The organism is Pseudomonas sp. FP2300, from assembly GCF_030687595.1.
Lineage (GTDB): Bacteria > Pseudomonadota > Gammaproteobacteria > Pseudomonadales > Pseudomonadaceae > Aquipseudomonas > Aquipseudomonas bijieensis.
This window is the reverse complement of sequence record NZ_CP117440.1, coordinates 3,084,026-3,096,878: the sequence shown is the minus strand read 5'-3', so window position 1 is coordinate 3,096,878 and position 12,853 is coordinate 3,084,026. Positions and strand designations below refer to the sequence as shown.

The window sequence follows — 12,853 nt, the reverse complement described above, 5'->3', positions numbered from 1 at the left end:
CCTGTGGGAGCGGGCTTGCTCGCGAAGGCAATGGACCTGCTGGCATATAGGTTGGCTGTGCCAACGTCTTCGCGAGCAAGCCCGCTCCCACAATGGACCTTGTGGTGCATGCAAAACTCATGAACACCTCAAGTACCCCGTGGGAGCGAGCCTGCTCGCGATGACGCCGGCACAGCCACCCTCGCTGCAAGCTCAAATCCCCTTACAAGCTCAACCGCCCCCGCTCCTCCTCCGTCAACCGCTGGCGGTTCTGCTCGTCCAACGGCCCTGCGCCCAATACCTGCACCGGGCTGGCCGGGTCGTAGGCCCGAGGCGCCTCGCGGCTGGCGCCGTCGCGGGACGGGGCCAGTTGCTCGGAGCCGAAACTCACCACCTGCACGGTGAACACCGACGCCTGGTTCTGCCGCGCCGCGTTCTGCTGCTGGCGGGCCACGTCTTCAGCCGCCTGCGTCGCCGAAGACGCCGCAGAACTGGCCGAGGTAATGGCCCCGGTGTTCACCGAGGCCGCCAGCGGCACGCCGGTGGATTTGCCCTGGGTCTGAATGTTCGCCGCGTTCACCACGGTCAACGCCGCAATGTTGACGTTGCCCGACACCCGAATCCCCGCCTCGCCCGCGTCGATGGTGCCCAACGGCGCGATCAGGTCTATATCCCCCGGTGCCACTTCGGCAATCGGGTTGAGGGTGGCGATACCCGCGCCGGTACTCGGCACCGATGGCGACAGGGTCACGTTGCCCCAGGTGTCGTACAAGCGCTTGGGCGGCGTGTACACCACGGTGGTCTTCGAACCACGGCCGGCGTTGATGTCGCCCTGGGCCGACCAGCCGAGGATCGAACCGCCGAAGGTGGTCATGATCCGGCTCTGCCCCAGCAGGATGCTGTTCTGCGCATACAACTGGATATCGCCCTCGCCCTGGGTGATGACCCCGGCGGTGGACGGCGGCGCGTTGCCCTCGATGCCGAAGGTTTGCCCGCCACCCGGGGTGAGCATCTGGATACTGCCACCGAAATCGGTATGCACACCCGCTCCGCCGAACATCGTGATATCGCCTTTATAGGTAATCGCGTTACCCGCCACATCCTTGCTCGGGAACAACAAGTCGATGGCCTCCCGCCCGCGCAAGTAGCTGCCCTGGCGCACACCGCCGGCTTCGTTGTACTCACGGCCAGCGGCCTTGAGTTCGGCAAAGTACACATCCCGGGCAAACACCCGCTGCTGCTCGGCCGGCAGCGCCGCGAAGAAGCCGCGGGCCTGCTCGGTGTCACCGCTGAAGCCGAAGCGTTTCTCCAGCCAGTCCACCAACTCGGCCTCGTAGGTTTTGGCGACCTTGCCGTTCTGGTTCGCCAGGGGCACACCGGCCAAGGCCTGGTTGGCCGGGTCCAGGTAAGCCTTGACGAAGCGCTGGTAATCCGCGCCGTTGAGGCCCGCGCCGGCTTGCAGCACCAGGCTCGCGCCCGGGCGCGAATCCCCCGGCACCACGGCGCCGAGGCTGGTGATGCTGACCTTGTCGTCCATCAGGATATTGCGCCCGGCGGTGATTTCCAGCAGGCCGGGGCCGGCAACGTTGAAGTTACTGTATAGGATGTCGCGCCCGGCTGACACGATGGAGATGTCGGTGGGGTTGTTGTGGATGAAGAGGTTGCCGGCGCTGGTGTAGGCCCCTACGTCGGGAAGACCTCCTTTACCACCACTCAGCGGTGTACCGCTGCTGACGATGTCTCGTCCGGCCATCATTCGCACAGAGCCTGTGCCTTCGTAATAAGTCTGTCCGAGTCGGCTGTCGCTCGTGGTGGTAAACGTCATCGCCCGCCCGCTATTGACGGCCAGCAAGTCGCCCTTGATCGCGTAGAAACGAGCTGGATCGGAGTTGAGGGCCCATTCGCTGGAGGCGCTGCTGCTGTCAAAGGCAAACAAGGGCAACGTACTTGCGTCTGGAGGAACACGATTAGCATCGGCGGAGAGATTGCTGACCACCACGCTGCCATTGACGCGTCCCATAAAGGCTGGTCGCAGCGGTGTGGCCATGGCTGTAGACGAGGCGCCGGAGCGACTGACCGTCAGGTCGCCGCCATAGATGGAATCGTCGGCGAGGAACTGCAGTTCACTATTGATGCCGGGTGCGAGCAACAACGCAGGGCGATTGCTGCCGTCATAGTTCCCCCTGTCCAGACGCATGGCCTCGCCATAATAAAGACTGCCGCTGGCTGCTACAGCTCGCAGGATCGACGGATAAACCACCGCCAGGTCCGTCTCGATTTCTGACACCAAAGGGGTCAGATTGCCTCCGGATGACCACAAATCAATCGCCGTATTGGCGGTCCACAAAGTAAACCAACTCGTACCCGATCCGTTCGTCGCACTACTTTTGAAGGGTGAGACGCTCATCATCGGCGCCCGGCCCGGGTCGGCAACGTCCATCACGACCAGGTCGCCCAACGTACGCAGATCGAAGGTAGCATCACCTGGCATGAGGGTCAGTCCACCGGTTGCAGATCCTCGTGTGGACTTGAAGGAGTCGTAGGCCCGCGTTTCTCCAGGAGATTGCACAGGGGCCCTGTTGCCGTAGAGCAGGTCGATACGACCAATGGCGCCACTATCGATTTGGGCGTGTCCTCGCAAATTGATGACCGCGCCATTGAGGTGCCCGGTCGCGAACACGCTATTGGGGTTCAAGGCGCCACTTACACGCAGATTGAGATCACCACCGCCGGTCAATTGCAGGCTGCCATCTGTGCCCACGCGACCAGTGCTGCCCACGGCAAACACCAATCCTTGGCTGCGGCTGTTGCTGCGCGGGTCGAGGAGACTCCCTGCCATTTTTTCAAGCACCCCGGCATCGCCCGCGACCTGAACATTCAGGTTACCGCCGCCCAAGGTACCAAACCCCGTAAATCCGACCATCAAGTCAGCCTTGCCATTCTGTGCTGCGGTATAGCTCCCGAAATTGATCCACCAGGCAGCGGGTTGTGCCTGGGTACCGGTGGAGACTGAACCATTGCCTTGGCGCCACAGCCAATTTCCGACACTGGCTGTGTCATACCCCAAGTCACCGGGATTAGGTCGTGTGTTACCGCTGCCAGTCAGCACATCCATTGTATTGCCGGTCAGACTACCGCCGACATTCAAAGTCAGGTTGCCGCCGAAGTCCGGGTACCAGGCACGATAAAGACTGTTGGTACCGCCATCCACAAACTGCTCGTTTTCACCCAGCGCATCATTGAGCACCTTACCCGCCGCCCCCAGCGCCTTGGGCTGATTGTACGGGTCGTTGGCATAAGTCTCGCTGGCTGAACTACCGGCGGTATAAACGCCGTACAGCGAATCCATTTTCAGATCACCTGCCGACAGCAGCTCAAGGTCTGCCGCGCCGGTACGGATGACACTCCAACGTTGGCTGCCAGGCTTATATTCTGTTTGCCCTACAGCTTTGCAGAACGATGGCGTTTCATCACACATTCCCGGATAGGCAACGTTCTCAAAATCAATCGGCTGACCCGCGTAACTCGGATCCCCCAGGAAGTTTTCCGCCCCCTCCTCCGTCCAGACAAAACCGCTACTGGCCTTGCAAAATGACGGGCTGTCTTCACACATTCCCGGGTAAGCAACGTTCTCAAAATCAATGAATTTGCCTGCCAGGCTCGGGTCTCCGAAGTTTTCCGCCCCTTCTTCGGTCCACACCAACCCCCCAGCCCCGGCCTTGCCAAACATGCCGTAGTGACTATCGGCCAAATGAAGATCACCACCCGCCAACACAGGCTGCACGACCCGACTGTCCGCCGCCCGCGTATCGGCACCGGCCACCAGTCGCAGTGACCAAGACTGCGAACCTTCGGCCAGCATCGGCGCGATGGCCCAGTTGCTCCCCGCCACTTCCGGGCGCAACTGCACCGACTCCACTCCGGCCGGCAACTTGATGTCGGTACCCGACGGGATTTTCGACCCCACACTCAACGCCAGGGTACCGTTGAGCCGCAGGACATTGGTCAAGCCATTGCTCGCGTCCGCAATGCCTGGCAAGGCAACACCTTTGGGCCAGATCAGGCTGCCAATGGTTGCACTGCTACCCAGCAAACTGCCCGCCCCCAATACTGTGCCCGCTTCAAGGGTTTGAGTCGAAGCCAATAACGTGCCGGCCGCGAACAACAGGTTACCCGAGGCGTCATGTACCGCCGCCGCCAGCACAGTGCCCGCCGGCAGCACCAAGGGCTGATCCAGCGTCGCGGCTACAGGCAGACGTGTTCCCGCCGCCAGGGTGGCGCCCTTGAGCGGCACGTCGAAGTTGAGCACGGAGCCGGCCGGAAACGCCGTGTCATCCGCCAGGGTCACACCGGTACCGGGCACGACAATATCGCCCGCCGCGAAATCAATGCCCGGCAACAGCACCCAGCCCTTGTCGTCGTTGGTGCCGGGCGGCTGGGCGAACCCGTCGGTGATGCTGCCGTAGATGTTCAGGTCACCCCCGGCCCGCAGTGTCAGGCTGCCGGATTCGCCAGAGCCGTAGACTCCGCTCAGGACACTATGCGGATTGAGGCTCTCATAACGATAGCGCGACAGGTCCAGGTCACCCTGGACCACCAGGTCACCGTCGGCCGTCGCACTCACCACCTCCACACCGGGGCGCAGATGCAACACGTCGCGATAGCGGCTGTTGTTCAACCCGACGAGTTTGCGCTGCAACAGATCATCGTTGTCGAGGGCGTTAGTGATAAAAACAGCGTTGTCGTCATGCACATCATCCAGCCACGCTTGATTGATGACCTGATAAGGCTTGCCGCTGGCCGCCGGCACGTCAATCAGCGGCGCGTCGCTGTATTGCCACATGGCAACCAGCGAGATCGAGCGGGCACCTTGAATATCCAGGGCGCCACTGGCATCGACTGCCACGTCGCCACCCGACACGCCACCCAATCGTGGTGCACTGAGCTGCAACGTGCCGCGAGCACGACCGTCATTCATGCCGGGCGCACCGCCTAGCGCGACCTCGGTACCGTGACGCAGGTCGATGCGGGCGCCGTTACCCAAGCTCAGGAGGCCTTCCCGAGCGGTCAAGTCGACAATGGCACGGTTCGGCGATTCGATGATCTTGCCGTAGCTGTCCACCCGCAGGCGTCGACCATGGGCGTCGAGCACCGCGCCGCTGCCCAAAGTCAGGGCATTTTGGGCGGCCAAATAAATACTGCCGACCCGCTCACCGCTGGCGTCGACCTTGCCGTTGACCAGCAGGCTGCCATTGTCCAGCGACACGCTGAGGGTGGAGGCCTTGAGTTCGTTGCCGATCACCAGGTCACCCTGCTTGAGCTGGAAGCCACGGGAACCGAATACCTGCCCGTCGTTCAGCCGTTGGTTCAACGCCGTGAACTGCTCACTGAGGCTACCGCTGCCGCCCAGGCGCTGGGCCTGGATCTCCACACCGCCGGCCAGGTACGGCATGGCGGTGCCGCCGGCGTCATATTCGCCCGTGCTGCTGCCGAGAATCCGCCCCTGCAAATCAACGATCCCGGCGGCCTCGTCCAGGGCCACGGCACTGAGCCGGCCAGCCTGATTGTTACGGGCCGAAAGGTCGATGCTTGAGCCATCCGCCTGGCGGATGTTGCCGTTCTGGCTTTGCAGGATCACTTCGCCACCGGCGCTGTAGCGTGTCACATCGTTGAAGGTGACCGTGCGGCCTGCCACGTCGATCAGCGCCTCATCGGCCAGGGTCAGATCATCCGTCGCGCTGAGGGTCAGCTTGCCGCTGGGCAGTACCACCGCACTGGCCAGGTTGAGGCTCGCACCCTTGAGGGACAACTCGCCTCCAAGCCCGGAGACGGTGCTCGGCGTAGCGCTCGCACCCGTCACGTTAAGCGTGCCGCCCGCGGTGATGCGGTTGACCGAGCCGGCTTCACCAGTCAGCAATGGGGTGAGGATATTCAGGTTGCCGCCGTTGTAGGCGTAGCCTGTTTTCGCGTCATAGGCCCCCTGGCTTTGATACACCGCCAAGCTGCCTTTGTGGTTGGCCGTCAGGCGTTCGCTGGCGCTGAGGTTGACGTTGGCGAATCCCAGGGCAAGGCGGTTCAGGGTGGTGACCGAGCTGGGCTGGGCAAAGTCACCATAGCCGAATTCGATCCGCTGGGCCTGGATGTCCAGGCGACCGGCGCCGGTGCCGGCCCCACCGGCAATCACCGCCCCCGGCGCGCCGACAGCGCCGTTCCAGATCAGGTTGGCGGTGCGAATGGTCGCCACGTCATTGGCACTGCCAGCGCCATAAATGGCCGGAGCGCTGAGCATCAGGTTATTCAGGCGCGACTTGCCTGTTGTCGGGTCATAGGTGTCGAGACTGACGGTGCCGTAGAAATTCAGCGCCTCACGGGCCGACAGTTCCAGGGTTTCCAGTGCCGGGGCACCGTATTGGATATCCCCGCGCAACAGGCGATCGAGCACGGTCTGGCTCAGGGTCAGACCTGCCGGCAAGACCTGGCGCGTCGCCGCGTCGCTGAGTGCCTGGGCAGTGCCGACGTTGATGTTGCTCAGGGCCAGGGTCAGGTGGCGGGTACCGTAGCGCACTTGGTCGTTCAACTGCAGACCGCCGCCGGTGGCGGCGACAATGCTGCCTTCGGAGTGAATCCGCGTGACGCCACTGCACGACGTCAGGCTACAGCCGCCTATGTTGACAGAGCCGCTGCTACCCGACGGAGGTGCCAACACATTGAGCAAGCCATTGGAGGCTGCCAGCATGTTGAAGTCTTTAAGCAAGCTATAAATAAAGCCATCACGGGCATCGTAAGCAGCTGCTCCACGACCAATGGTATTGATGGCGGCGCCTTGTTCCACCAACACCTCACCGCCACTGGCAAGCAGGAAAACCTCCGGCGCCGCCAGCGTCGCCCCTTCCCGCAAAATCACATTGCGCGACATATCAAACTGGGGGATGACATAGTTTCCGCTCTGGCCGTAACTAATCGAAAATAGCCCACCGATCACCTGACGCGAAGCGTTCAGCGCATTGAGGCTTTCGGCATTGAGGGTCACGCCCTCGAAACCGGCCGTGGCCCCTCGTCCATCAGCAACCACCTCCAGTGCGCTGCCGGTGCTCCCAACCACTGCGACGATACCGCCGTAGCCCCCTTTCTGGGGCGCGAACTTACCGATACCCTTGAAGGAGAACGCCTGGTCTCCGGCCCCGGCGGACAGACTCAACTTCAGGGTCTTGGCGTCTATCGGCAACATCGCCCGAGGCACGCCCAGGCGTGCTGCGTCGGCCATGGCGAATTGTGCGTAGCTGGTTTCGTTGTATTGCGAGTAACGACGCAGCACCTCTCCCGACGTCAGGATGACCTGGCTGGACAAACTGTTACGCTGCCCGGTATTGGCGACCGACAGCACCCCGGCGGTGGTCCAGGAGCCGTTGCGCATCTGCTGCGCGCCCGTTGTGGAGCCTTGCCCCGCCAAGCCATTGACCTCGACTCGGAATGCCCCCGGCAGCAAAGCATAAGTGGAAGGCATCAAGGTATAGGTACCCGCCGCCAACCCGGGAACACCGGCACTGATGGTGATCTGCTGGCCCACCCGCGGATCCACCGCACCGCCTTCCGGGGCGACGGGCGCATAAGCACTCTGGTTGCCTGGCACGATGGCGTAGACCGGATTGGTGGACAGTCCCGGCAGGGTGAAGCCGCCGTTGGCGCCAATCTGGACCAACGGGTTGAAACGCGCATCGGTGGAACCGCCACGGCCAGAGATGAAACCGGCGCCGAGCAGTTCACCGCCTCCCGAAAGGTCAAGGACCGAACCTTCCTGGGCCGCCACCGACTTACCGCCCAGAATCACGCCGATGTTAAGGTCGCCAGTGGTGGAAGGCACCGCGCCTTGCCCCAGCAACACAACCTTCTTGCCAGCGTACTGATAACTCTGGCCATCGACCGTGCCGCCATAAGGCAGGACCAGACCCTGGCCACTGACCGACGTCAAGCTGCCCGGCAGCAAGTCCACCCGGGCGGACACACCCGCCAAGCTGTTGTTGGTACCGACTTCAAGCAACCCCAACGGCGCACGTACGACCCCACCTTGTTCGATCTTCGCGCTGCCCAATTGCAAGCGACCGAACACCGAATAAGGTACCTGGGGGACGACCTGGGTGGTACGGCTGATCACCAAGCTGCGCGTCGGATCGTACAGGGGGATGTTGCTAACAGGATCGCGCCCCCAGCCATACCCGGCCAAAACACGAGCGCCTACACCGGTCGCTGGGTACAGTTGGGCCGCCTGCAAGATCATGTCCGCAGACGTCACCAGTTGAGTGGTGAAACCTTCGGGCAACCCTTCGCCCGAGAACCCGGCCAGGAATCGCACATCCCCCCGACTGCTTAACTGAACCCGGTCAAAACCGGCGCGCTCCAACTCGACGGTGCTGCCGTCGGCCTGCCGCACGGCCCCCTTGCTACTGAAGGTCACGTTACCCTGCACATCCAGCAGGTCTGCGTTGACAGAAAACACGGCCTTGTTCATTTGCAACGATACGCCGCCATCGACCACCGGCCGGACATAGTTGTCCCTGTTTAGAAGGTTGGCCGCGGGGCCCGACAGCAGTACATGGGAAGCATTGAGTTGAGCCCGGGCATTTGGCGCGTCTGCACTCGTTACAAAACTGCGGGCATACAGGCTCAAGCTTTGGCCAAGGGACAGCGACACGTCACCCTCGATGCTCAGCAGCCCGTTGCTCAACAGCGCCAGGCTGTCGAAGCCACCCGACTGGACCTGATCAACGCCCAATCGCCCGTAACCGTAGACCAACGAGTCCGCCGCCGTCTCGGCATTACCTTCCAGCAAGCTCGCAGGCGCGGTTTGTCCCAGCACCAGCTCACGCACTTTCATCACTCGGTCGCTGGCTGCATTTTTCACGTAGTAAGGTGTTTCCAGTGCCACCGACAACTTGCCGCCCGCCGCCCCTGCCCCACCCGAACGAGCGCTGAAATCGCCATCCAGGTACAAACCATTGGCCGATGCCAGGGAAATACTGCCGCCATTGCTCGCCACCGCCGTGCGGCCCTGGCCGGCGATATCCAGCACGGCCTGGCTGCCATCCGCTTGCAGACGCGCACCCTCGCGCACCACGACAAACAGTTCGGATGCGGAAGCCGAACCCTTCGCGGCATCGATCTGGCCGCCGATGACAATCTGCCCGCCGTCGCGCACCAGGCCGTACGTCTGGCCGCGCATATCCTGGGCGGTCACGGCGCGACTGGAGACGTCGATCAGCGCCTGTTCGCCGAGCCAAATGGAACGACCGTGGCCCTGGGCATTGGCCCCTTCGCCGTCCGCACCAATAACGCTCAACCCGGTGAGGCTGACCCGCCCACCCCACGCATTAAGGGTACCGTTGGCAGTCAATTGACCGATGCTGCGCACGTCGATGCCCTGCCCCGGATCGACGCTGATCACGCTGCCCTTGCCCAGGTTCAACACCGTGCTGGCCATGTCGGCGGCGCTGGCGTTCGCGGAACCGGCAGTGAGGCTCAGGCTCGCGCCGCGACGCTGGGTCAGGACGCCTTTGATCGCATCTTCCTGATACAGCTCCGGCGTCCAGCGCTGCAAAGCCTCGACCGGTTCTGCATCGCTGCCGGTGCTCAACGCCTGCTCGCCAAAACGGTACACCGGCATCGTCACATCGACCTGGGTTCCGTCGGCCACGGTCAGGCCTTGGTTACCGGTAATGTCATAGGCGGAGAAACCCTTGTCGAAGAAATCACCGCCCAGTTGCAGGGTACCCGGTTCAAGCGGCGAGCCGCTGTTGCCGATCAGCACTTTACTGGCCGCCAGCGTCAAGGTCCCGCCGCCATTCACGCCGGTGCCGCGCAGTTCACCGTCAAGGTTCAAGGCGCCGTTACCGGAGAATGTACCGGTACTGGCGGTCAGGGTCAGGTCACCGCCCTTGCCACCGCGGGTCTTGCCATCGGCCATGACCGCAGCACCGGAGCTGACGTCGATCAGGCTGCCCTGGCGCACATCGATGTCGCCGCTGCTGCGCACGGATACAGTGCCGCCATTGAGGAACGGCAGGCCCTGGCGATCGTTGCCGTCGAGTAGCAGGTTGCTCCACCGGCCAGCGGTGTTCAACGTCACGCCCTCGCCCAACGTGACCACAGCACGCTGACCGGTGACAGGCGAAAGCACGACGTCTCCCATCTGGAAGTTATCGGCTCTGACCTGTTTAAGCACGTTCCCCAAGGCAATACGCCCACCACGGGCGGTCAGGTCGGCGTTCACTTCCACCTGCGGCGCATAAAGCGTGATATCCCCGCCATCGGCCACCTTGAGCGTGCCATCGACTTTGATGCCTTGCGCCGCTGCCACCTTGACCGCGCCGAACTGGAAGCCATTGAGCAGTTCGTTATCCAGCACCAACTTGCCTTGCCGGTCGCTGCCGACCGCCGAGGTCAGGTCCAGGCCCGCGGCAATCTTCTCGGTGACCTTGCCGACGGTGACCTGATCGAAGGTGGGGTTCAGGCCGCTGTTGATCACGCCGCTGGTCTTGTCGTAGATCGGCGTGTAGCTGCCCACCCACAACTGCGCCCGGCGGGCCACGGCGTTTTGTGATTGCTGGTAGCCGTCGAGGTTGAGATTCGGCGCCTGGGTCTGGCGTTCGCCCTGATAGACCTCGCCGACAACCTGGCCTTCCAGCACCGCGTTGCGGGTCGATACCACCAGTTTGCCGGCATCGCGGCCGACGGTGTAGCCGGCTTCGAAGCGCTCGCGTGGGGCGATCAGTGGATTGTAGTAGTAATCGGTCTGGCCCCAGCGTTGGCTGTGGTCTTCGTAGCCTTTGTAGATGCCGGTGTAGAGGATGTCCCCCGGCGCCTTCGACAACTCATACAAACGCCCATCGGCGCCCTTGAGCCAGGACTGGCGCAAGTAGCCGCTCTGCACATCCAAGGTGCCGCCAGACAGGTTCAACTGCGCTGCCTGCTGGGTCACCACGTCGTTGCCGGTGAAGGTCAGCGTACCGCCTTGTGCCGCCCATTCGCCGACACTGTGGCCCCGAGTGCCCAGGTAACCGCCGACCTCCAGCAACCCACCCGCCGTGTACCAACGGTCAGTGGCGTAGCCGTTGGTGCCCGCCGGCACGTAGATCAAGTCACGCACGTCGACCCAGACATCGTTGTTGGTCAGTTTGCCGCCGTCGCGGTTCACCGGTGCGTCGCGCTGCTCGTTGCCCTGGACGTTGACCTTGATGGAGTTGGACTCCATCGCCACCTTGACGCCGATGGCGCCGGACACATCGATCACCGCGCCATCGCGCACCAGGCTGCGACCGGCGGCGCTGACCGCGACCTGTCCGCCAGTGGCCAGGGTGATGGAGCCGTTCTGGAAGTCGACGCTGCCGCCACTGACGATCTCGACCCGGGACTGGTCGCTGCGGTCCACCACGCTGCTGAGGTTGTTGAACTGACCGGTGATCAGGTTGTTCGGCGTGCCATCCAGGCCGGCCGGTCCGGCATTGCGCTGGCTGTCCAGGGCGCTGCCGCCCGTGGTATCGAGCAGCACCGCCGTGGCGCTGCCCCGCCCCAGGGTCACGCTGCCGGTGCTGTCGTTGAAGGCATTGAGTAGATGCACGGTGCCACGGGTGTCTACTGAGCTGGTGGCGACAACCACGCCGTTCTGCTCGACCCGGTGCCCGGTGAGGGTGATGTCGCCGGTGCTGGCCTGGATCAGGCCGCTGTTGATCACCGTGCCGGCGCTGCTGCCGGGCTTGAGAGATGTCGCAACCTCGTTGCCACGGGTAGTAGAACGCAGGTTGCCGCTGGTGCCCTGGCCGCGCCGGATATAAAAACTGTCACCCGCCGCCAGGGTGGTCTGGCCCTTGGCGGTGATGATGGAGCCGGCGTTCTCCACTTCGCTACCCAGCAGCAAGGCATAGCCGCCCCCGGCCGTGGAGGTGGCGGCACGATGGGTTTCGATCAGTGCGCCCTGCTGCACTTCGACCTTGCCGGCGGCGTCGGTGAAGGTCGGTTGGCTGCCGGTGGCATCGACGTACAAGCCACGCTTGCTGAATTGCTCATCGCTGACATTGGCCGCCACCGCCGCCAGGTTGCGCACGTTGACCTGGCTGCTGCCGCTGAAAATGATGCCGTTGCGGTTGACCAGCATCACCGTACCGTTGCCTTTGATCTGGCCCTGGATCTGGCTTGGCCGGGCCTGGGGGTCGTTGACCCGGTTGAGCACGGCCCAGTCCGATTGCTGCTGGAAATCCACCGTGGTATTGCGCCCGACGTTGAAGGTTTCCCAGTTGAGAATCGCCTTGTCGGCGGTCTGCTCGATGGTCACCGTGGTCTTGCCGCCGACCTGGGTCTGCTTAGGCCCCTTGGCGTTGAGCCAGCCCTGGGTCAGGCTGTTGTCGACCTTGAGCCCTCCCTCGCCCAAGCCGTCCGGCACGGTCTGCACCTGCCCGAACGCCGCTTGGCGTCCCGCGGCCTGGGCCGCCTGCTGGGCCGCGATGGCGGCCACGGTGTTGTTGAGATTGGTCAACGACCGCTGCAACTGCGCATTGGCCCGTTGCTGCTGCGCCAGGGGCGGCGGCATGCCTGGCTGCGCCGTCGTGGGCCGCCCCGCGCCACCGGCCTGGGACGCCCCCTTGGCGGCAAACCAGGCCGAACTGAACGCCGTGGCCGCGTGGGCATTACCGGCCACCATCAGCAGGGCAATGGCCTGGGCCAGCGGTTTGAGCCGCAACATCGACAACTCGCCATCGCGACGTGGAGCATTCAGGTTCGTCTGGGGTTTGCAGCGCAGCATCCTACTCATCCTTTCGGGTTCGCTCTAAGGGGCGCAACGCAGTGCCATCAAGCTGCCAGCGTTGGTTATAGGGGATAGGCGGTT

1 protein-coding gene is annotated in these 12,853 nt (G+C 63.3%); it reads right to left on the bottom strand.

Translation table 11 applies throughout. The annotated features are described in order from the left end of the window. Nucleotides 1-202 precede the first annotated feature (202 nt). On the bottom strand, nucleotides 203-12,769 hold the full coding sequence (locus PSH86_RS13815) for a filamentous hemagglutinin family protein (RefSeq protein WP_305490261.1): 12,567 nt from the start codon (nucleotides 12,767-12,769) through the stop codon (nucleotides 203-205). Nucleotides 12,770-12,853: the final 84 nt, after the last annotated feature.

Coding starts and splice junctions, on each gene's coding strand:
- PSH86_RS13815 (WP_305490261.1), bottom strand. CDS start 12,769: ATGCTGCGCTGCAAACCCCAGACGAACCTGAATGCTCCACGTCGCGAT.